This window comes from Rhizobium leguminosarum, from assembly GCF_019798305.1.
Classification (GTDB): Bacteria; Pseudomonadota; Alphaproteobacteria; order Rhizobiales; family Rhizobiaceae; genus Rhizobium; species Rhizobium leguminosarum_U.
Genome location: NZ_JAAXDD010000025.1, coordinates 13,390 through 35,476 on the forward strand (window position 1 = coordinate 13,390; position 22,087 = coordinate 35,476).

The 22,087-nt window shown below is 62.2% G+C and carries 18 protein-coding genes and 1 pseudogene; 16 read left to right on the plus strand and 3 right to left on the minus strand.

Going from position 1 to position 22,087, the window contains the following annotated elements; translation table 11 throughout:
• Positions 1 to 70: 70 nt before the first annotated feature.
• The 7 genes from HFO99_RS31025 to HFO99_RS31055 all read left to right on the plus strand — a co-directional run bounded on the left by HFO99_RS31025 (position 71) and on the right by HFO99_RS31055 (position 8,136).
• On the plus strand, positions 71 to 1,573 hold the full coding sequence (locus HFO99_RS31025) for a UxaA family hydrolase (RefSeq protein ID WP_222299127.1): 1,503 nt from the start codon (positions 71 to 73) through the stop codon (positions 1,571 to 1,573).
• A gap of 143 nt (positions 1,574 to 1,716) precedes the next feature.
• Positions 1,717 to 2,736, plus strand: a complete 1,020-nt coding sequence (locus HFO99_RS31030; RefSeq protein ID WP_222332349.1) for an aldo/keto reductase — start codon at positions 1,717 to 1,719, stop codon at positions 2,734 to 2,736.
• A 9-nt stretch (positions 2,737 to 2,745) separates the two neighbouring features.
• Complete coding sequence (locus HFO99_RS31035; protein ID WP_064245187.1) at positions 2,746 to 3,192, plus strand: RbsD/FucU family protein; 447 nt, start codon at positions 2,746 to 2,748, stop codon at positions 3,190 to 3,192.
• Between the two features lie 208 nt (positions 3,193 to 3,400).
• Positions 3,401 to 4,390: an ABC transporter substrate-binding protein gene (locus HFO99_RS31040; protein ID WP_222248172.1), complete on the plus strand. Its 990-nt coding sequence runs from the start codon at positions 3,401 to 3,403 to the stop codon at positions 4,388 to 4,390.
• A gap of 108 nt (positions 4,391 to 4,498) precedes the next feature.
• Positions 4,499 to 6,052, plus strand: coding sequence for a sugar ABC transporter ATP-binding protein (locus HFO99_RS31045; RefSeq protein WP_222332351.1), 1,554 nt, complete (start codon positions 4,499 to 4,501; stop codon positions 6,050 to 6,052).
• A 26-nt stretch (positions 6,053 to 6,078) separates the two neighbouring features.
• The gene (locus HFO99_RS31050; protein ID WP_064245184.1) at positions 6,079 to 7,053 is read left to right on the plus strand and encodes an ABC transporter permease; all 975 of its coding nucleotides are present in this window, start codon (positions 6,079 to 6,081) and stop codon (positions 7,051 to 7,053) included.
• A 63-nt stretch (positions 7,054 to 7,116) separates the two neighbouring features.
• Positions 7,117 to 8,136, plus strand: coding sequence for a zinc-binding alcohol dehydrogenase family protein (locus HFO99_RS31055; protein ID WP_222365511.1), 1,020 nt, complete (start codon positions 7,117 to 7,119; stop codon positions 8,134 to 8,136).
• A 204-nt stretch (positions 8,137 to 8,340) separates the two neighbouring features.
• Here the strand turns inward: HFO99_RS31055 and HFO99_RS31060 are convergent, their stop codons facing one another.
• Positions 8,341 to 9,066: a copper homeostasis protein CutC gene (locus tag HFO99_RS31060; RefSeq protein ID WP_222365512.1), complete on the minus strand. Its 726-nt coding sequence runs from the start codon at positions 9,064 to 9,066 to the stop codon at positions 8,341 to 8,343.
• Between the two features lie 28 nt (positions 9,067 to 9,094).
• Positions 9,095 to 10,313 (minus strand): annotated as a pseudogene (locus HFO99_RS31065) (LysR family transcriptional regulator).
• Here HFO99_RS31065 and HFO99_RS31070 point away from each other — a divergent pair.
• The 7 genes from HFO99_RS31070 (at position 10,291) to HFO99_RS31100 (ending at position 17,711) form a co-directional block, all read left to right on the plus strand.
• The gene (locus HFO99_RS31070) at positions 10,291 to 10,548 is read left to right on the plus strand and encodes an acetyltransferase (RefSeq protein WP_261323418.1); all 258 of its coding nucleotides are present in this window, start codon (positions 10,291 to 10,293) and stop codon (positions 10,546 to 10,548) included. The pseudogene HFO99_RS31065 and the gene HFO99_RS31070 overlap by 23 nt on opposite strands.
• 286 nt (positions 10,549 to 10,834) lie before the next feature.
• Positions 10,835 to 11,743 (plus strand): ABC transporter substrate-binding protein, encoded by a 909-nt coding sequence (locus HFO99_RS31075; RefSeq protein WP_222365514.1) that lies wholly within the window; start codon positions 10,835 to 10,837, stop codon positions 11,741 to 11,743.
• A gap of 84 nt (positions 11,744 to 11,827) precedes the next feature.
• A complete protein-coding gene (locus tag HFO99_RS31080) occupies positions 11,828 to 12,994 on the plus strand; it encodes an ABC transporter permease (RefSeq protein ID WP_222365516.1) in 1,167 nt (388 codons plus the stop codon).
• Entirely contained in the window at positions 12,991 to 13,935 is a 945-nt protein-coding gene (locus HFO99_RS31085; RefSeq protein WP_222332356.1) for an ABC transporter ATP-binding protein, read from the plus strand. Before HFO99_RS31080 ends, HFO99_RS31085 begins: the two co-directional genes overlap by 4 nt.
• Positions 13,932 to 14,681, plus strand: coding sequence for an ABC transporter permease (locus HFO99_RS31090; protein WP_222332357.1), 750 nt, complete (start codon positions 13,932 to 13,934; stop codon positions 14,679 to 14,681). The genes HFO99_RS31085 and HFO99_RS31090 overlap by 4 nt, the downstream gene beginning before the upstream one ends.
• A 99-nt stretch (positions 14,682 to 14,780) precedes the next feature.
• Complete coding sequence (locus tag HFO99_RS31095; RefSeq protein ID WP_222365518.1) at positions 14,781 to 15,176, plus strand: VOC family protein; 396 nt, start codon at positions 14,781 to 14,783, stop codon at positions 15,174 to 15,176.
• 81 nt (positions 15,177 to 15,257) lie between these two features.
• Positions 15,258 to 17,711 (plus strand): glycoside hydrolase family 2 protein, encoded by a 2,454-nt coding sequence (locus HFO99_RS31100; protein ID WP_222365520.1) that lies wholly within the window; start codon positions 15,258 to 15,260, stop codon positions 17,709 to 17,711.
• 49 nt (positions 17,712 to 17,760) lie between these two features.
• Here the strand turns inward: HFO99_RS31100 and HFO99_RS31105 are convergent, their stop codons facing one another.
• On the minus strand, positions 17,761 to 18,153 hold the full coding sequence (locus HFO99_RS31105) for a PRC-barrel domain-containing protein (protein WP_017958814.1): 393 nt from the start codon (positions 18,151 to 18,153) through the stop codon (positions 17,761 to 17,763).
• 262 nt (positions 18,154 to 18,415) lie between these two features.
• On the opposite strand from HFO99_RS31105, the gene HFO99_RS31110 reads away from it, so the two are divergent.
• Entirely contained in the window at positions 18,416 to 20,116 is a 1,701-nt protein-coding gene (locus HFO99_RS31110; RefSeq protein WP_222332360.1) for a long-chain fatty acid--CoA ligase, read from the plus strand.
• Positions 20,117 to 20,264: 148 nt separating this feature from the next.
• The gene (gene pgi / locus HFO99_RS31115) at positions 20,265 to 21,890 is read left to right on the plus strand and encodes a glucose-6-phosphate isomerase (protein ID WP_222365522.1); all 1,626 of its coding nucleotides are present in this window, start codon (positions 20,265 to 20,267) and stop codon (positions 21,888 to 21,890) included.
• The last annotated feature ends 197 nt before the right edge of the window (positions 21,891 to 22,087 follow it).

Here is a 22,087-nt window from a genome sequence, read left to right on the forward strand (position 1 = left end):
TATTGTAGATAAAAAACAAAATCAATGCGCTTTCGCCGATGCAGCGAGCGTTTCCCAGGGAGATAGAGACTTGGACAAACTGCCTTGGATCATCCTTTCGGCCGGCGACAATGTCGCGGTCGCAACGGCGGCAATTGCGTCGGGTTCGACGGTTGCCGGCATTCAGACCCGTGAAAAGATCGACCCGGGCCACAAGGTGGCGATAGCGGATATTCCGCTTGGGTCACCCGTTGTGAAATACGGACAGGCGATCGGCCGCACCACGGCGGAGGTCAAGGCCGGCGACCATGTGCACAGCCACAACCTGCATTTCGAAAACGACCGGCTGGCGGCGACCGCCAATTCGGCGCCGGAAGCGGCGACGGTCGACGACGTTGGGCGGACCTTCATGGGCTATCGTCGCGCCGACGGACGGGCGGCGACACGCAACTATATCGGCATCATCGCCAGCGTGAACTGTTCCACCACGGTCTGTCGGGCCATCGCCGACGAGGCGAACCGGACGATCCTGCCGCATTACGAAGGCATCGACGGTTTTGTGCCGATCGTGCACGACCAGGGCTGCGGCATGAGCTCGACCGGTGACGGCATGAACGTGCTGCACCGGACGCTCGCCGGCTACACAAGACATGTGAATTTCGGCGGCGTGCTGATGATCGGCCTCGGCTGCGAGGTCAACCAGCTGACGCTCTATGGCCAGAGTGGTGCGGGCGCTTCGAAGCGGCATTTCAACATCCAGGATGCCGGCGGCTCGCGCCGCGCGGTCGAGCGCGCCATGGGCATGCTCCGCGAAATCGCCGCCGATGTCGGCAAGGAAAAACGCGTGCCGATGTCGATCGGCGAGATCATCATCGGCCTGCAATGCGGCGGCTCTGACGGCTTTTCCGGCATCACCGCCAATCCGGCGCTGGGTGTCGCGGCCGATCTGCTGGCGGCCGCCGGCGGTACGGCGATCCTGTCGGAGACCTCGGAAATCTATGGTGCGGAACATCTGCTGCGCAGCCGCGCCGTCAGCGACGCGGTGGCAAAGAAGCTCGACGAGAAGATCGCCTGGTGGGAGGATTACGTCGCGCTCCACGGCGCCTCGCTCGACAACAACCCTTCGCCCGGCAACAAGCGCGGCGGGCTGACGACCATCCTCGAAAAGTCGCTCGGCGCGGTTGCCAAGGGTGGGCGCTCGCCGCTGACTGCGGTCTATGGTTATGCCGAGCGGGTCACGGCCCCCGGCCTCGTCTTCATGGACACGCCCGGCTACGACCCGGTCTCGGCGACCGGCCAAGTGGCGGGCGGGGCAAACATGATTGCCTTTACCACTGGCCGCGGCAGCTGCTTCGGCTGTCGGCCGGCGCCGTCGCTGAAGCTTTCCAGCAATTCAGCGCTCTATGCCTCGATGGAAGAGGATATGGACATCGATTGCGGCACGATCGCCACGGGTGACGCGACGATCAGCGGCAAGGGCCGCGAGATCTTCGATCTGATCGTCGATACCGCCTCGGGCAAGAAGACCAAGAGCGAGATCTTCGGCTACGGCGACAATGAATTCGTGCCGTGGCATCTCGGTGCAACGCTGTAATCTTTGTTTTTAAGCAATCCCTGGGAAAACCGCTTCACACTTTTCCTGGGATTGATTTGAAGTACGCAATCCCGGACGGAAAACCGCTTCACACTTTTCCTGGGATTGCTCCAGATAGTTCAGCTTCTTCGTGAGGAGGAATGATGAAGACGAGACGGATCGGCAAGACCAAGCTGGAGGTGACCGAAATCAGTTTCGGTGCGGCCGCTCTCGGCGGTCTCTACCGCGACTGCCCGCGCGAGCAGGCAATGGACACGCTGCAGGCGGCCTGGGACAGCGGCATCCGCTATTTCGACGTGGCGCCCTGGTATGGGCTCGGCCTTGCCGAGCGGCGGGTCGGCGATTTCCTGCGCGACCAGCCGGATGGCAGCTACGTGCTTTCCACCAAGGTCGGCCGGCTGCTTCGGCCGGTGCCGACCGGCACCGTGCCCGACTACAGCTATGTCAATCCTCTCTCCTTCGATGCCGATTACGACTATTCCTATGATGGCATCATGCGCTCGGTCGAGTTCAGCTATGCGCGCCTCGGCCTCAACCGCATCGATATTCTCTATGTGCACGACCTCGGCGTCTATACGCATGGCGCGGCGAAGAATGCGATCCACCAGAAGCAGTTTCTCGATTCCGGCGTGAAGGCGCTGGAGGAACTCAAGTCGTCTGGCGCGATCTCCGCCTTCGGCCTCGGCGTCAACGAAGTACCGGTCTGCCTCGACGTCATGCGCCATTCCGATCTCGATTGCATCCTGATGGCCGGCCGCTACACGCTGCTCGACCGCTCTGCCGTCGCCGAACTGCTGCCGCTCTGCCGAGAGAAGGGGACGTCGCTCGTCGTCGGCGGCGTCTTCAACTCCGGCATCCTCGCCACCGGCCCGGTGCCGGGTTCGCATTTCGACTATATGCCGGCTGATGACGACGTACTTGCCAAGGTCGGCGCGATGGAGGCGATCGCCAAACGCCACGGCGTGCCGCTCGCAGCGCCCGCCCTGCAGTTTCCGCTGCGCGAGGCGATCGTCGCGTCGGTGCTGATCGGCACGGCGAAGCCGTCTAGCCTGACGCGCAACATGGAGATCGTCGAGCCGCGGCTTGCCGACGAGATCTATGCCGAATTCGAACCCTATACGCTGGTCGCGCCGCCGCTCGGCGCCGAAGCCGTCCGAGTCTGAGGAGACATTATGCTCAAAGGTATTCATCCGCTGCTTGGCCCCGACCTGCTCCATGCGTTGAAGACCATGGGACATGGCGACGACATCGTCATATCAGACGCCAATTTTCCCTCGGGCTCGATGGGTCCGCCGGTCATTCGCGCCGACGGCGTCAGCGCCACCGCGATGGCCGAGGCCATCCTGACCCACATGCCGCTCGACACCTTCGTGCCGGAAGCGGCATGGCGGATGGAGGTGGTCGGCGATCCCGATGCGATGCCCGAGGTCTGCGCCGAGTTCCAGGAGATCGTGACGCGCCGAGCCGGCGATTTCCGCATCGTGCCGGTCGAACGCTTTGCTTTCTACGCGATGGCCCGCAAGGCCACCTATATCGTCGCGACGACGGAATTCCGGCTGTACGGCAACCTAATTTTGAAAAAGGGCGTCGTCCATCCGCACGAGGTCGATCAAGCCTGATCCCTATTTTAGGGTATCGCGGTATTGGAATAAAATCAGTTGCTTGGCGGGAGTTTACCAGAGAAAAAAAGCCGGTTTGGCGCTCTTGCAATTTGATTGCGCCTCGGCTAGCTTCAGTCGGCAAATGTTTTTTATCGATAAAAATCGTCCGCCTGCGTTCAGCGGCCGATTTATTTGGAGGAGAACGCACCCTGAGAGGAGAACCCTTATGAGTATCGTGAAATCCCTTCTGTCCCGCCGCGCCTTTACCGCGCTTGCAGGTGCCGCCGTCATCGCCACGGCGATGCCGGCACCGTCGTTTGCCGCCGACGTGACGATCCCGATCATCGTCAAGGATACGACGTCGTTCTATTGGCAGATCGTTCTGGCCGGCGCCCGCAAGGCCGGCAAGGATCTCGGCGTCAAGGTGCCGGAACTCGGCGCACAGGCCGAATCCGACATCAACGGCCAGATCAGCATTCTGGAGAACGCCGTCGCCGGCAAGCCTGCCGCCATCGTCATTTCGCCGACCGAATTCAAGGCGCTCGGCAAGCCGATCGATGAAGCGGCCAAGTCGGTTCCGATCATCGGCATCGACTCCGGCGCCGACTCCAAGGCGTTCAAGTCGTTCCTGACGACCGACAACGTCCAGGGCGGTCGCATCGCAGCCGATGGTCTGGCTGCCGCCATCAAGGGAATGACAGGCAAGGAAGAGGGCGAAGTCGTCATCCTTACCAATCTTCCGGGCGTCGGCTCGCTGGAACAGCGCCGCGAAGGCTTCCTGGATCAGGTGAAGACCAAATATCCGGGCCTGAAGGTCATTGCCGACAAGTATGGTGATGGCCAGGCAACGACCGGCCTCAACATGATGACCGACCTGATCACGGCAAACCCGAACCTCGTCGGCATCTTCGCCTCGAACCTGATCATGGCGCAGGGCGTCGGCCAGGCGATCGCTGAAAACAAGCTCGGCGACAAGATCAAGGTCATCGGCTTCGACAGCGACGACAAGACGGTCGGCTTCCTCAAGGACGGCGCGATTGCCGGCCTCGTCGTTCAGGACCCCTACCGCATGGGCTATGACGGCGTGAAGACCGCGCTTGCCGTCTCCAAGGGCGAGAAGGTCGAACAGAATGTCGACACCGGCGCAAACCTCGTCACCAAGGCGAATATGGCCGATCCGAAGATCGACGCGCTGCTGAACCCGAAGATCAAGTAACGAAGACAGACAGGCCGCGCCGGCTTCAAAAACCGGCGCGGCCTTTTCCATCCGTGCTATGTTTTGCGCTGGATGGAGAGCAGACGCGACATAAGGAGGAGAGGTCCCATGATCGGACTGGAAGAGGTCAGTCATCGCCATGATGACAGCGCGACGCTGAAAGAAGCCAATCGAATTCCCGCCGGATCGCCTATCCTCGAACTCAAGGGCTTGCAGAAGAATTACGGTCACGTGCAGGCGCTGAAGCCAGCGACGCTGACCTTCCTCGCCGGGGAAATCCACGCCATCGTCGGGGAAAACGGCGCCGGCAAATCCACCCTCATCAAATTGCTGACAGGCGTCATCACCCGCACCGCAGGCGAAGTGCTGTGGTGCGGCCAGCCGGTGGCGCTGTCGACGCCGAACGAGGCGATCGCCCGCGGCATTAACGCCGTCCACCAGGAGGTCGTGCTCTGCCGGCACCTGACGGTCGCCGCCAATCTCTTCCTCGGCGACGAGGTCAACCGCTTCGGCCTGATGCGCAAGAAGCAGATGGAGAAGATGGCGCAGGCCGTGCTCGACGATCTCGGCTTCGGCCTGCCTGCGGCGGCACTGCTGAGCTCGCTGACGATCGGTCAGCAGCAGCTGGTGGCGACGGCGCGCGCGGCGATGCGCGGCACGCAGTTCCTGATCTTCGACGAACCCACAGCCTATCTGACGCGCCAGGAATCGGCGCAGCTCTTCAAGCTCATCCGCCGCCTGCAGGGCGAAGGCGTCACCATCGTCTATATCAGCCACCGCATGGAGGAAGTGTTCGAGCTTGCCGACCGTGTCTCGGTACTGCGCGACGGCACGCATGTCGGCACGCGCCTGATCGGCGAGACCAACGACGCCGAACTGATCTCGCTGATGATCAACCGCTCGATCGAACAGATCTACCACAAGGAAAAGATTGCGATTGGAGAGACGATCCTTTCCGTCAACGGCCTCTCTGGCCCGGGCTTCGAAGATGTGTCGCTCAGCGTCAAATCCGGACAGATCGTCGGGCTCTATGGCCTGATCGGCGCCGGGCGCAGCGAATTCGCGCTCGGGCTCTACGGCCGCCAGCCAACGACATCAGGCGATATCCAATGGATGGGCAAGCCTGTCGATATCCGCAACGAACGCACGGCGATGGAGCTTGGCATTGCGCTGGCGCCGGAAAGCCGGCGCGACCAGGGACTTTGCCTCAACCTGTCGATCGGCCTCAACATCAACCTGCCGGTGTTCGGGCGGCTGAGCCACGGGCCGGTGATCAATCACACGCGCGAATCGGCCAATGCCGACCAGCAGATCCGCAATCTCAGCATCAAGACGCCGAGCCGGCGCGTTCCGGCTTCCAGCATGTCGGGCGGCAACCAGCAGAAGATCGTCATTGGCAAGTGGCTGAGCCACGGCGCGAGGCTTTTCATCTTCGACGAGCCGACCGTCGGCGTCGATGTCGGCACCAAGGCGGAAATCTACCGGCTGTTCGCCAAGCTTCTGAAGGAGGGCGCCGGCATCATCCTGATCTCCTCCTATCTGCCCGAGGTCTACGAACTGGCCGACCGGCTGCACGTCTTCCGCGCCGGCAAAATAGTCGCAAGCCATGATTTCCACGCGGCGACGCATGAAGAAGTGCTCAGCGAAGCGATCGGCGTCTGAGCCAAAAGAATAAGAGGGAGAAATTCATGACTGCCACACCCACCGAAATCGTCGCGCCGCCGCCGCGCCGGAAAATGAACATCCTGTTCGGCCTGACGCTGATCGGCCTGCTGCTCTTCCTCTGGGTCTTGCTCGGCATCTTTACCGTCAGCTTCTGGACGCCGCTCAACATCTCCAACCTGCTGCGTCAGGGTGCGATGACGGCAATCCTCTCGCTTGGCCAGACCTTCGTCATCATCACCGCCGGCATCGACCTTTCGGTCGGCGCCATCGTCGGCTTCTGCACCGTCATTATCGCCTGGCTGCTGCAGGCGGGCGTGCCGCTCTGGGCTGCGATCGCGCTGACGCTGCTCATGGGCGTGGCGATCGGCAGCTTCCATGGCTTCGGCATCGTGCATATGGGCCTGCCGCCGTTCATCATCACGCTGGCAACGCTGACCTCGCTGCGCGGCATCGGCCTGCTGATCACCAACGGCTCTACGATCAGCATCACCAATGAGGGTTTCAGCAATTTCGCCCGCGCCGATCTGCTCAGTATTCCAAGCCTGTTCTGGATGGTCATCCTGGTGGCGGTCCCGTCCTTCATCTTCCTGCATCTGAGCCGCTGGGGCCGCTATCTCTTTGCGGTCGGTTCGAACGCCGAGGCGGCGCGCCTTTCCGGCGTCAACGTCAAGGGTATGATCTATCTTGCCTATATCCTGTCTGCCTCCTTCGCCGCCTTCGTCGGCGTGCTGCTCGCCTCGCGCATCGCGATCGGCAATGCGACGCAGGCCGACGGCTGGGAACTGCAGGCGATCGCCTCCTCCGTCATCGGCGGCACCAGCCTGTTCGGCGCTGTCGGCTCGGTGCACGGCCCGCTGATCGGCGCTTTCATTCTCGCCACCATCAACAACGGCGCGAACCTTCTGAACGTCAACTCCTTCTGGCAGCGCATCATCACAGGTCTGCTGATCATCGTGATCGTGTTCTTCGACCAGCTGCGCCGCCGCCGGAGCAATTGAGCGACAAGAGACAGCCGGCCTGAACAAGCCGGCTTCTTCGATTCCAGGAATGCGAGATCCGTCATGAAAGCAGTTCTTTGCCGGGAGCCCGGCGTGCTCGATATCGTCGAGCGTCCTTCGCCAGCGGCTCCCGCCGCCGGCTGGGTGCGGCTTGCCGTCAGCCATGTCGGCATTTGCGGCACCGACTACCACATCTTCGAGGGCAAACATCCCTTCCTCGAATATCCCCGGGTTATGGGGCATGAGATCTCGGCAACGGTGCTGGAAGCGGGCGACGGGGTGACTATCGCAGCCGGCACGCCCGTCATCGTCAATCCCTATCTCTCCTGCGGGCAATGTATCGCCTGCCGCCAGGGCAAGCCGAATTGCTGCACCAATATCAAGGTGCTCGGCGTCCATACCGACGGCGCCTTTTGCGAGGAGATTTCCGTTCCGGCCGAGAACCTCTATGCCGCCAAGGGCCTAAGCCTCGAGGCGGCGGCGACGACCGAATTTCTGGCAATCGGCGCGCATGCGGTGCGCCGTTCGATGACCGGCCCCGGAGCGCGGGCGCTCGTCATCGGCGCCGGGCCGATCGGGCTTGGGGCAGCGATCTTCTCGCGCATTGCAGGCCATGAGGTAACACTGCTCGATACCAGCGCGGAGCGGCTGCAGATGGCATCCGAGCGCTTCGGCTTCACCTCCGGCATCGTTGCCAACGAGGCGACAGCGGAGATTGTGCGGGAAAAGACCGATGGCGACGGTTTCGACGTTGTCTTCGACGCGACGGGTTACGGCCCTTCGATGGAAAAGGCCTTCTCCTTCGTCGCCCATGGCGGCGCGCTGGTGCTGGTCAGCGTCGTCAAGGACGATATCCGCTTCTCCGATCCCGAATTCCACAAGCGCGAGATGACGGTGATCGGCAGCCGCAACGCCACCCGCGTCGATTTCGAGCATGTGGCGGATTCGATCGCCAAAGGTCTGGTGCCGGTGGACAAGCTCATCACCCACCGCACGACGCTTGCCGATGCACCGCGCGATCTCGCGCGCTGGGCGCATGAGAAGAATGGGCTGATCAAGGCGGTGATCAGTATTGGTGGTTAGGGCGTTTCCAGCGAAAGCGCGACGTGATTTCCGTGCGCTTCGCGCCGGCGGCTGCCCCTCACCCTAACCCTCTCCCCGTAAAACGGGGCGAGGGGACGTGCCCTGCGAGAGCTGGGCGGGGGACAGAGAGGTCGCGGCATATCCCCTTCGCCCCGCGAGCGGGGAGAAGGTGGCGGCAGCCGGATGAGGGGCAAGCCGCGGTCGCTAAACTCCCGCCTCAATCGCCCTGCGCATCTGCCTGACGACGGCGACATCAGTCTTGTTTGTGCTTTTCGCCTCGAAGCCGAAGGCGACGGCGCGTGGATCGGCGCTTTCGACCGGTGAACTGCAGGAACCGTGGACCTCGCGGGCGCCGGTCGCCTGCAGGATCTCGCCGACATTGACGGGGCGGATGCCGCTGCCGGGCATGATGACGATACGGCCGGCCGCCTTTGCCGAAATGCGCTTCAGCGTTTCGAGACCGTCTACCGCCTTCAGCGCACAGCCGGAGGTCAGGATGCGTTCACAGCCGAGCTCGACCGCCTGCTCCAGCGCCTGGTCGGCATCCGGCACGAGATCGAAAGCGCGATGCAGCGTCGCGCCGAGGCCCGCGGCATGCACCTTCAAACGGTGGATCAATGGCATGTCGAGCGTACTGTCCGGCCGGTTGGCGCCGATGACGACGCCGGCAAGGCCCGATGTGCGCACGGCATCGATATCGATCATCATCGCCTCCTCGTCTGCCCCGTCGAAGATGAAGGGCCCAGCGTGCGGGCGGATCATCGCGTAAACCGGAATGGGTGCCCGGGCGGCGATCCGCATCAGGCTCGGCAGCGGCGTCAAGCCGCCGAGTTCCAGCGCCGAGCAGAGCTCGATGCGCCCGGCCCCACCTTCGATCGCGGCGGCGAGACCCTCAGCGCTGTCCACGCATACCTCAAGCAAGATCGTCATGTTGCGGTCTCCCTAGCTCCGCCGTGGCTTAAGCCACGGCTGCGGTTCGCACGACCGCTTCAGAGGTAATTCTCGCCGCCGCTTCGATGATGACAGTGCAGGCATCGGCGGCGGCTTTGCGATGGTTGAAGGCGACGTGATAGGACATCGGCAGATGCTCGTCGAGATCGACGATGCGCACCTTGTCGGCGATCGGCATGGCGCTGACCCGGCCGAGGAAAGAGACGTAACCGTGATTGGCGACGAGATCGACGATGACAGGCAGCGAATCTGCCGCGGTGATATCCTGGCCGCGCCGGCCGCCGGTTGGGCGCGCGTTCATAGCTGAAGGCCATGGCTGCATGGCCGAGGCCGGTGCGCGGGCTCGGCATGCAGATCGGGTGGCCGGCGACGAGATCGCTGACACTGGTCTCGGTACTATCCGGCGGCGCGATCACTACCATATCGGTCTGCAGCAATTCGCGATGGCGGAAGTTTTCGAGGCCGAAGACCGAATCCAGGATTGCGACATCGATGCGGCCGTTCTTCAGCGCCTCGCGCAGATCGTCGGCGGTCATCGACACCAGCGAGATCGCATTGTTGTTGCGGCGCGCATTCCATCCGGAGACCAGCAATCCCAGACAGCGTGCCACCCAGCTTTCCGATCCGGTCGGAATGATTGAGCCGATGCGCAGCGACCGGGCGGTGCGCCGATAACGCTCGTCGGCCGACGATTTGAGATCGTTCCACGCCTGGCTGATCGCCATGAAGATCTGGTAGGCGCGCCTGCCCTCCTCCGTCAGCACCGAGCCCTGCGCCTGCCGCTCGAACAGGCGATGGCCTAAAAATTTCTCAAGATTGGCAAGCTGAAGCGAAAGCTGCGGCTGACCGAGGCGAAGACGGCGGGCGGCCCGGTTGATGCTACCCTGGTCGGCAACTTCGAGAAAACGCTCCATCGTGACGATCTTGACGGGAATGCGGGACGGCCAGGCCTCGTCGATCCCGGCCGCGGGGTCGTGACCGGCCCATTGGCCGAGCTCGGCGATCACAGCCATGATCGGCTTCAGGCCTTCCAGCACCCTGCCGCTCGCAATCAGCGTCGCCAGCTCGCCGGAGGCGCGTTCGGTCAGCTTCATCGCCAGTTCGGTCTCGAGATTATGAATTGCCGTCGAGACGGTGGAGGGCGACAGCTGGAACCGCCGCGCGGTCTCGCGGACCGAACCGGAGGTCAGGACATGGCTTGCGATGAACAAGGCACCAAGATGCAAACGGCCACCTCCGGAAAGCGCTGGAAAAACCGGAAGATATGATGTGTTCAGGAAAAAAGATATCCCTGCCTCCGAAGAGGCGGGCTATCGTTCGATCATAGAAAAATCCGGGCGGCGGGAATCTGCAACAGAGCCTGGGAATATCGTGGAAACACGCAAGGGGACAAAAACAAATCGCGCCGGCCTTGAAAAAGGGAATGCGTTTCCGCGCGCGGAGGTGCATTCGCCGCCATAATCGTGCAGCGACCGCAAATACTGGAGGGGGCTTGCATCGATTTTTCGGGCATGCACGCTATTTCCATCACGCACGCAATTCCGGCATGATGGCGACTTGGTCGCCTTCGCCGGCGGATTTCCTATGCGCAAGCCTCCCGGCGGGGCTTGGGCCACTGCATAATTCCTTAAATCGGTATCGATTTGAGATAAAATTATGCAGCAATTCAAAGTGCTACAACGTCCTTTGCACGTCTGAAAGACGTGCGGCGCTGTAGGTCAACGGTTTTTGAAAAAGGGGACTTTCCATGCTGAAGAAACTCGCACTTGCCGTTTCGCTCTCCGCCTTTGCAGCGGGTGCGGCCCATGCTGCAGACGTCGTCGTCTCGTCGAAGATCGACACGGAAGGCACGCTGCTCGGCAACGTCATTGCGCTCGCTCTCGAAGCGAACGGCATCAAGACGCAGGACCGCATCGCGCTTGGCGCGACACCGGTCGTGCGCAAGGCGATCACCGCCGGCGAAATCGACATCTATCCCGAATATACCGGCAATGCCGGCTTCTTCTTCAACAAGGCCGATGACGCCGCTTGGAAGAACATCGACCAGGGCTATGAGCTGGCGAAGAAGCTCGATTACGATGCCAACAAGATCGTCTGGCTGACGCCCTCGCCTGCCAACAACACCTGGGCGCTCGCCGTGCGCAGCGACGTCGCCGGCCCGAACAAGCTGAAGAGCCTGACGGACTTCGGCAAATGGGTTGCCGGGGGCGGTACTGCCAAGCTTGCCGCCTCCGCCGAATTCGTCAATTCGGCCGGCGCGCTTCCCGCCTTCCAGACGACCTACGGCTTCCAGTTGAAGCCCGACCAGATGGTCGTTCTTTCCGGCGGCGACACGGCGGCAACGATCAAGGCGGCCGCCGACCAGACGAACGGCGTCAACACCGCCATGGTCTACGGCACCGACGGCGCCATCGAAGCGGCCGAACTCACCGTTCTCGAAGACGACAAGAACGTGCAGCAGGTCTATGCCCCGACGCCGATCATCCGAGAAGAGGTGCTGAAGGCCAATCCGAAGATCGAGGAAGTGCTCTCGCCGATCTTCAAGAGCCTGACCGCCGACGAATTGCGCAAGCTCAACGCCAAGATCCAGGTCGATGGCGAGCCGGCAAAGTCGGTCGCCGAAGCCTATCTCAAGGAAAAGGGCTTCCTGAAGTAGTCATCGCTCGCTCCGCCCGATTGCGGGCGGAGCCTCCCTTTGCTGATAGGGTTGGGCTGATGTTGGCCAGACAGGGTTGATTTGATGGAAGAAACCTTAGCGGTGCGCAGGCTGGACCGGCTCGGCGTGGTTCTGGTGGCCGGCGGCATCGCGGCGACAGCACTGATGCCCTTCATCTATGTGAAGGCGAACCGCATCGCCGCCGGCAAGCCGATGCTGCTGATGCAGCTTCTTCCCCAGCCTTCCGTCATCATCCTGACCGTGCTTCTCCTTCTCACCGCCTTCGCCACGCTGTTCCTACGCCATGCGATCGCGCGGCTTGCCGTCGCCACACTCTGCCTTGCGGCGCTGATCGTTGCGATCGGCCTCGTCTCGGCGGCGGCAACGCCGCCCGGCAGCACGGTGGCGCGGATGACGCCCGGCGGCGGCTTCTGGGTGCTGTTTTCGGTGATCGGCCTCGTCATATCCGATGCGCTGGTGAAGATCCGTCTGGCGCCCTGGATGCGGATCGCAGCCCTTGCCGCCTATACGGCGCTGCTCTTCATCTCGCTCTCCTCCGGCCTGCTCGACAGCCTTTCGATCATGAAGGAATTCTCGACGCGGGCTCCGCAGTTCGAGACGGAGGCGATCTCGCATCTGCTGTTGGCGTTCGGCTCGCTTGCCATCGCCATTGTTCTCGGCCTGCCGCTCGGCATCCTCTGCTTCTGGGTACCGAAGCTACGCGCTATCGTGCTGCAGGGGTTGAGCCTCATCCAGACAATCCCGAGTCTGGCGCTCTTCGGCCTGTTGATGCTGCCGCTCGGCTATCTCGCCACCCATGTGCCGCTCGCCGCCGCGATCGGCATTCGCGGCATCGGCACGGCACCTGCCTTGATTGCGCTGGTGCTCTACTCGCTGCTGCCGATCGTCGCCAACACCGTCGTCGGCCTGCAGGGCGTCGATCCCTCGGTGCGGGATGCTGCGGCCGGCATGGGGCTGACACGCTTACAGATCCTGGCCGGCATCGACATGCCGCTCGCCTTTCCCGTCATCCTCACCGGCATCCGCATCGTGCTGGTGCAGGCGATCGGCATGGTGACGATCGCCGCACTGATCGGCGGCGGCGGCTTCGGCATCTTCATCTTCCAGGGGCTCGGCCAGACGGCTATGGACCTCGTCCTGCTCGGTGCCGTACCGACCGTCTTCTTCGCCTTCTCATCGGCCGTCATCCTCGATGCGGTCATCGAAAGCATCCGGGGATCTGCCGCATGACCATGATCGAGATCAGGAACGTCACCAAGCGCTATGGCGTCGCCACTGTCGTCGACAACGTCTCGATGAATGTCGAGAAAGGCGAGATTACCGTCATCGTCGGCACATCGGGCTCCGGCAAATCGACGCTGATGCGGATGATCAACCGGCTGGTGCCGATCACCGAGGGAGAAATCTCAGTCGGCGGGCAGAATGTGATGGACGTTGAGGTGACCGAGCTTCGCCGCAAGATCGGCTATGCGATCCAGGGACACGGCCTCTTTCCGCACCGCACCGTGGCGCAGAATATCGCCACCGTGCCGCAGCTTCTCGATTGGGATTCCGCCCGCATCGCCAAACGGGTCGAGGAATTGCTTGGGCTCTTCAACCTCGATCCGGCAAGCTTCGCCGATAAATATCCACACCAGCTCTCCGGCGGCCAGCAGCAGCGCGTCGGCGTCGCCCGGGCGCTGGCGGCCGAACCGGAACTGCTGTTGATGGACGAGCCGTTCGGCGCGCTCGATCCGGTCATCCGCGGCAAGGCGCAGGACGACCTCTTGGCGATCCAGAAGCAGTTCGGCACGACGGTCATTCTCGTCACCCACGACATGGACGAGGCCTTCCACCTCGGCAACCAGATCGCGGTGATGAGCGAGGGCAGACTGCTGCAATGCTCGACGCCGGAAAAGATCCTCACCGAACCCGCCGATCCCTTCGTGCAGCAATTGACCGGCACCTCCGACCGGGCGCTGAAGCTGATGTCGCTGCTGCCGCTGAAGGAAAGCATGGAGCCGGCCAAGACCGGTCTTGCCTATGCCCTGCCGCAGTCGCTCAGTCTCCGCGACGCGCTGGCTGAAATGATCTGGCAGGGGGTCGACGAGGCGGCGGTGCAGGATGCGCAAAAGGCGCCTGTGGGATCGATCTCGATGACGCGGCTTCTCGAACTCGGCCGCAAGGCATGAAGCTCGTCGTCGCCAATCTCTTCCGCCTGGCGGCGCTGGCTTTGCTGCTCATCCTACTGTTCAGGACGGAGTGGCTTTCCTTCATGCTGGTGCCGCTGACCAGCAACAATGCGCCCGCCGTCTATACGCAAAACAGCCTTGCTTCGCTGACCGCCGGCCATCTGCAGCTGGTAATCGGCTCGATCGTCTGCAGCGCCGTGCTTGCGGTTATCGGCGGCATCTTCGTGACGCGGGAAAGCGGGGCCGATTTTCTGCCGCTGTCGCGCGCCATCGCCAATGCCGGGCAGACTTTTCCGCCGGTCGCAGTACTGGCGCTCGCGGTTCCGGCGACCGGTTTCGGCGCCATGCCGACGCTGATCGCGCTCTTTCTCTACGGCCTGCTGCCGATCTTCGAAAACACCGTCGCCGGGCTGAAGCAGGTTTCGCCGCAGGTTCTCGATGCTGCCGACGGCATGGGCATGAACGGTACGCAGCGGCTGTTTCGCGTCGAGCTGCCGCTTGCCCTGCCGCTGATCCTCGAGGGGCTGAAGGTCGCGACCGTGATCAATATCGGCACGGCGACAATCGGCTCGACGGTGGCCGCCAAGGGTCTCGGCGAGGTCATCATCGCCGGGCTGATCTCCGACAATACCGCCTTCATCCTGCAGGGCGGCCTGATCGTCGGCCTGATGGCGGTGCTGATCTATGACGCCATGGGTCTGGTCGAAGCGGCGATTACGCGAAGAATCGGCTTGCGCGCGGCGTAAAAGGACGGGTACCAAGACTGCCGCAGCAATTCAAAGTGCTACAGCGTCCTTTGCGCGTCTAAAAAGACGCGCGGCGCTGTAGTGGAATGGGAGGCAGACTTGGCGAAGATGATCCACTCCATGATCCGCGTTCTCGATGAGGCGCACTCCGTTGAATTCTACGAGAGGGCATTCGGTCTTTCGGTCGCCGACCGCGTCGATTTCGAAACCTTCACGCTGATCTATATGAGCAATGCCGAGACCGGCTTCGAGCTGGAACTGACCGTCAACAAGGGCCGGACCGCGCCATACGATCCCGGCAATGCCTATGGCCATCTCGCCGTCTCCGTCGAAGAGGTGGCGGTCGAGCGCGAGCGGCTGTCAAAGCTCGGGCTGAAGCCCGGTGAACTGGTAGAGCTCAACCGCGACGGCAAGCTCTTTGGCCTGTTATTCTTCATCAGCGATCCCGATGGCTACAAGATCGAGGTGATGCAGCGCCACGGCCGGTTTCTCTGAGGCATCTGACGCCGAACCACCGATACGTTCCAATCACAGATAATCCCATAGCTTCAAGCGGCATCATGACAGGAGCCCGCCATGATCGAAAAGACTGCGCTCAATTCCGGCTGGACGCTCTCCTGTAACGATACAGTGAGGCCCGGCCTGCCGGCTGCAATCCCCGCGACGGTGCCGGGCTGCGTGCATCTCGACCTTCTCGCCAACCGGCTGATCCCCGATCCCTATATCGACGTCAACGAGATCACCAACGACTGGATCGGCAAGACCGACTGGACCTATCGCTGCAGCTTCGAGGCGATGCTTGACGATGCCAGGGTGCAGGAACTGGTCTTCGACGGGCTCGATACGGTTGCGGTGATATCACTCAACGGCGAAGAGATCGGCCGTACCTTCAACATGCACCGCACCTATCGTTTCGATGCTTCGGGATTGCTGAAATCCGGCGCCAACGAACTCACGGTCATCTTCCGCTCCGCCTACGCCTATGGCGCGGAGATGGAAAAACATTACGGCTACCGTCCCAACAACTATCCGGGTCCGGGCAATCTGATGCGCAAGATGGCCTGCAATTTCGGCTGGGACTGGGGGCCGACGCTGGTGACAGCAGGCCTCTGGAAGCCGGTCCGGCTGGAAAGCTGGGACCGGGCGCGGCTTGCCGAAACCAGGGTGTCGGCAACACTTGACGGCGGCGACGGGCGGGTGAAGGTGCATGCCCGGCTGGCGCGGCAGGGCGACAAGACGCCGTTGAGGCTCGTTGCCGAAATCGGCGGCGTGACCAAGACAGTGGCGATTGGACCTGACGAAGAAGCGGTTTCCCTCGAACTTTCCCTCCCCTCGCCGCAGCTCTGGTGGCCGCACCATCTTGGCGCGCAGCCGCTCTATCCAATGACGCTGAGGCTGACCGACGACGCCAGCGACGATCTGCTCGACGCTCACGAGCGCGAACTCGGTTTCCGCTCGCTGCGGCTCGATACCGCAGCCGACGAGCACGGCTCGGCCTTCACCTTCGTCATCAATGACGTGCCGCTCTTCATCTGCGGGGCAAACTGGATTCCTGACGATTGTTTTCCCCCGCGAGTGACGGCCGAGCGTTATGCCGCGCGGATCGAGGAGGCGAAAGCCGCCAATATCCACATGCTGCGCGTCTGGGGCGGCGGCATCTTCGAGACCGACGAGTTCTATCAGGCCTGCGACCGCGCCGGCATGCTGGTCTGGCAGGATTTCCTCTTTGCCTGCGCCGCCTATCCGGAAGAAGAGCCGCTCAGAAACGAGGTCGAGGCGGAGGTGCGCGACAATGTCGTGCGGCTGATGCCGCATGCTTCGCTCGTCCTTTGGAACGGCAATAACGAGAACATCTGGGGCTTCGACGAATGGGGCTGGCGGCCGATCATCAAGGCGGGCGAAAGCTGGGGGCTCGGTTATTATCTCGACCTGCTGCCGAAACTCTCAGCCGAACTCGATCCGGACCGGCCCTATTATCCCGGCAGTCCCTATTCCGGCTCGATGGAAATCGAACCCAATGCCGACGCACATGGCTGCAAACATATCTGGGACGTGTGGAACGATGTCGGCTACGAGGTCTACCGCAACTATATCCCGCGCTTCTGCTCCGAATTCGGCTGGCAGGCGCCGGCCGTCTGGGCGACGATCGAAGAGAGCGTGCACGACGCGCCGCTGACACCGCAATCGAACGGCGTCTTCCACCATCAGAAGGCGACAGAGGGCAATGACAAGCTGATCCGCGGCCTGTCCGGCCATCTGCAGGAGCCCAAGTCGATGGACGACTGGCACTTCGCCACCCAGCTCAACCAGGCGCGCGCCATCCGCTTCGGCGTCGAGCACATGCGCTCGCATCGGGAAATCTGCAAGGGCGCGGTGGTCTGGCAGTTCAACGATTGCTGGCCGGTCACCTCGTGGGCGGCACTCGATTCGGCCGGGCGCCGCAAGCCGCTCTGGTATGCGCTGAAGGCCGCCTATGATCCGCGCCTGCTGACGATACAGCCGCGCGGCGGCGGACTTGCGGCGGTTGCGGTCGATGAACGAACGCTGTTCTGGCGGGCGAAGATCAGCGGCAAACGCATGAAGCTCGACGGCACCGTGCTTGCCGAATTCGAATTCTGGCGCCTGCTGTGCGACCGCTTCGAGGCAAAGGAATTTCCGCTGCCCGAGGATATCGTCATGCCCGAAGTACCGAATGACGAAGTCATCGTCGTTGAGATGCTGGACAGGCGCGCCTACCACTATTTCGTCGAGGATATCGAGCTTGCCTTACCAGCACCGCGGCTGACGGTCGATGTCGTCGGGATCGACGGCGGGTATCAGATCGAGGTGACGGCGCAAAATTTCCTCAAGGATCTTTGCCTGATGGCCGACCGGCTGGATCCGGATGCCGCCGTCGACACGATGCTGGTGACGCTGCTGCCGGGCGAGAGCCATGTGTTTGTGGTCAAGACGGCAAAGGCGATCAGGGCAGACGACATTGTCGTCGGCACCGTATTGCGCTCGGCCAACGATCTCGTCGCCAAACACTAAAAAGGCCCCGCATCCGCGGGGCCCTTCCAGCTCGGCCTATCGGACGACGTTACATCCAGTAGGGCGGCACGCCGTAGTAATCATAGACCCGGCGGCCATTGTCGTTGTACCAGGTGTCGTCATCGTCCGAATAGCTCGGGGCGCCTTCGATCTGCTCCTTGGTCAGGTCGATGCGATAGCCGTCCAGCTGGGTGTCGTAGTTCAGCTTTTCCCAGGGAAGCGGGTAGTGATCGTGACCGATGCCCAGGAAGCCGCCGAAGCTCAGCACGGCATAGGCGACGCGGCCGTCGCGCTTTCCGATGATCAGGCGTTCGATCGAGCCGATATGCCTGCCATCCGGACCATAGACGCGAGTGCCCTCGACGCGGTCGCTGGCGATCAGCGAATGCGTGTCCTTGACATTCGGGTCACGGCGGGTGGCGTCAGTATCCTCGTTCAACATTGTGCACCTCCTTTTGGTGTTTCCTCATGATGGGTATGCAAGATGAACGTCATGGCGGACTCAAAGTTCCCATCCTTCCCATGATCCCGCGATGGGCAAATGTTGACGTTTACGTCAAGGTTAGTATAGCTTCATTCGGCTTGAACCGTTCAGGCAATGGCATAAGCTGCTGGACTGGAAGATGGAGGACTCTTCCAGTCAATTGTGGGCCAGCCGATTACCGGCGCGGCCGGCGCGGCGGCCGCAAGGGAGAGAGGATACGATGAACAGCATTTCCGTCCATCCGAACGGAGCGAAGCCCGACAAGCCCTGGCTTGCCGCCTATCCCGATATCGTTCCGGCAGAGATTCCGCCGCTGGAATATGCCTCGCTTACAGAACTGCTCGAAAAATCCTGCGCCCGTTACGCCGACCGGACCGCCTTTTCCAGCATGGGCAAGGCGATGCGCTACCGCGAGCTGGAGAGCCAGACGCGCAAGGTTGCCGCCTGGCTGCAAAGCACCGGCCTTCAGAAGGGCGACCGCGTCGCCGTGATGATGCCGAACGTGCTGCAGAACCCGATCGCGACCTACGCCATCCTGCGCGCCGGCCTCGTCGTCGTGAACGTCAACCCGCTCTATACGCCGCGCGAACTCGAACACCAGTTGCGGGATTCCGGCGCCAAGGCGATCTTCGTGCTGGAGAATTTCGCCCGTACCGTGGAGCAGGTCCTCAACAAGACCGATCTGCGCCATGTCGTCGTCACCTCGCTCGGGGAAATGCTGGGGCCGAAGGGGCTGATCGTCAATTTCGTCGTGCGCAAGGTGAAGAAGCTCGTTCCCTCCTGGTCGATCCCTCAGCACAGGAGCTTCGGCCAGGTGCTGCGTGAAGGTGCGGGAAAAAAGCTCCAGCCGGTCACGCTGACGGGCAGCGATGTCGCCTTCCTGCAATATACCGGCGGCACGACGGGCGTTGCCAAGGGCGCGGTGCTGACGCATGAAAACCTGCTCGCCAACAAGCTGCAGCTGTCGCTCTGGCTTCGATCGGCCTTCGAGCGCAAGAAAGAGCCGGAGGTGCTGAATTTCCTCTGCGCCCTGCCGCTCTACCACATCTTTGCGCTGACGGTGAATTCGCTGATGGGCATGTCGCTTGGCGCCCACAATATCCTGATCGCCAATCCGCGCGACATTCCCGGTCTCGTCAAGGAATTCGAAAAATCGAAGGTGCATATCTTCCCCGGCCTCAACACGCTGTTCAATGCGCTGATGAACAATGCCGATTTTGCCAAGCTCGACTTCTCCTCGCTGATCATGTCGCTGGGTGGCGGCATGGCCGTCCAGCGCCCGGTCGCCGAACGCTGGCTGAAGATGACGGGCACGGCAGTGACGGAAGGCTACGGCCTTTCCGAGACATCGCCTGTTGCCACTGCCAACCGCTTCGATTCGCCTGAGTTCACCGGCACGATCGGCCTGCCGCTTCCCTCCACCGACCTCGACATCCGCGACGAAGCAGGCAATTCGCTGCCGCTCGGCGACGTCGGCGAGATCTGCATCCGCGGGCCGCAGGTGATGGCCGGCTATTGGCAGAAGCCGGAAGAGACGGCGCGGGCGATGACCGACGACGGCTACTTCCGCACGGGCGACATGGGTTTCATGGACGAACGCGGCTACACCAAGATCGTCGACCGCAAGAAGGACATGATCCTGGTCTCGGGCTTCAATGTCTATCCGAACGAGATAGAGGAAGTCGCCGCCATGCATGCCGGCATCCTCGAAGCCGCGGCCATCGGCGTGCCGGACGGACATTCGGGCGAGGCGGTGAAGCTCTTCGTGGTCAGGAAGGATCCGAACCTGACGGAAGCCGAGGTGAAGGCCCATTGCATCGCCAACCTCACCAACTACAAACGCCCGCGCTTCATCGAATTCCGCACCGAGCTGCCGAAGTCGCCGGTCGGCAAGATTATGCGCAAGGACTTGCGCGGCTGAATTTGACGATTTGACGAATAAGAGCCTTCCTGAATCGGCCATCCGCTTGCCGGGTGGCTTTTTTCTATTTCGGCAGGTGGCTGAACTTGATTTGCGGGTGAGAAAGCGAATAGTTTCCGCAACCTTTCCGCCTCCAAAGGAGCTTCCCATGAACGCCATCGTCGAACAGCTGAAAAGCACCGCTGATGCCACCAAGGCAACCGATATCCGTGCCGCCTTCGCCGCCGATTCGCAGCGCTTTTCGCGCTTTTCCGTTTCGCTCGACGACCTGCTGATGGATTTTTCCAAGACGGCGGTGAATGACGACATCCTCAAGCTCTTGGTGAAGCTCGCCGAAGACGGCGGCGTCGAGAAGAAGCGCGAGGAAATGTTCTCCGGCAAGGCGATCAACTTCACCGAGGATCGCGCCGTTCTGCACACCGCGCTGCGCAACCGCTCCAACACGCCGGTGCTGGTCGACGGCAAGGACGTCATGCCCGACGTCAATTCCGTGCTTGCCGCCATGGGCAAGTTTGCCGACGGCGTTCGCTCCGGCGCGCTGAAGGGCGCGACCGGCAAGGCGATCACCGATGTCGTCAATATCGGCATCGGCGGCTCGGACCTCGGGCCTGTGATGGCGACGCTGGCGCTTGCTCCCTTCCATGACGGTCCGCGCGCCCATTTCGTCTCCAACATCGACGGCGCCCACATCGCCGACATCCTGAAGCTGGTGCAGCCGGAAACGACGCTATTCATCGTTGCCTCGAAGACCTTCACCACCATCGAGACGATGACCAATGCGCAGACGGCGCGCAATTTCATCGCCAAGGCGCTTGGCGAAGCGGCCGTGCAGCACCATTTCGCCGCCGTCTCGACGGCGCTCGACAAGGTTGCCGCCTTCGGCATCGACAGCGCCCGCGTCTTCGGCTTCTGGGACTGGGTCGGCGGCCGCTATTCGATCTGGTCGGCGATCGGCCTGCCGCTGATGATCGCCGTCGGGCCGGAGAATTTCGGCAAGTTCCTCGACGGCGCCCACGCCGTCGACAATCATTTCCGTAAGGCACCGGTTACCGAAAACCTGCCGATGCTGCTCGGCCTGATCGGCTTCTACCATCGCAATGTGCTCGGCTACCCCACGCGCGCCATCCTGCCCTACGACCAGCGCCTGTCGCGCTTCCCGGCCTATCTGCAACAGCTGGACATGGAGTCGAACGGCAAGGGCGTCACCATCGACGGCACGCCGGTCGAAGGCAATTCCGGCCCTGTCGTCTGGGGCGAGCCCGGCACCAACGGCCAGCACGCCTTCTACCAGCTCATCCATCAGGGCACGAGCATCATCCCGGCCGAGTTCATGATCGCCGCCAACGCCTTCGAGCCGGAGCTGCGCCACCAGCACCAGCTCTTGATCTCCAACGTTCTCGCCCAGTCGGAAGCGCTGATGAAGGGACGCACCTTCGCAGAAGCCAAGAAGCAGCTGACCGACAAAGGCATGGACGACAAAAAGGCCGATTTCATCGCGCCGCACCGCGTCTTCAATGGCAACCGTCCGTCGATCACCTTCGTCTATGACAAGCTGACCCCTTATGCGCTCGGCCGGCTGATCGCGCTTTACGAACACCGCGTCTTCGTCGAAGGCGTGCTCTTCCGCATCAACTCCTTCGACCAGTGGGGCGTCGAGCTCGGCAAGGAACTGGCGACGGGCCTGCTGCCGGTCGTCGAAGGCAAGAAAAGTGCAGCATCGCATGACTCCTCGACGCAGGGCCTGGTTGCGGCACTGGCGAAGCTTGCGAAGTAAGCGCTCGAGATTGCCCTTCACCCTAGCCCTCTCCCCGTTCTGACGGGGAGAGGGGACGTGCCCTGCGAGAGGCGAGTGAGGAACGGAGAGGTCACGGCATATTCCCTTCTCCCCGTCAGAACGGGGAGAAGTGCCGGCAGCGCGCCCAGTGCTGACTGCCGCCAATATCGTCATTGCGCCGCAAATGATGAACTAAT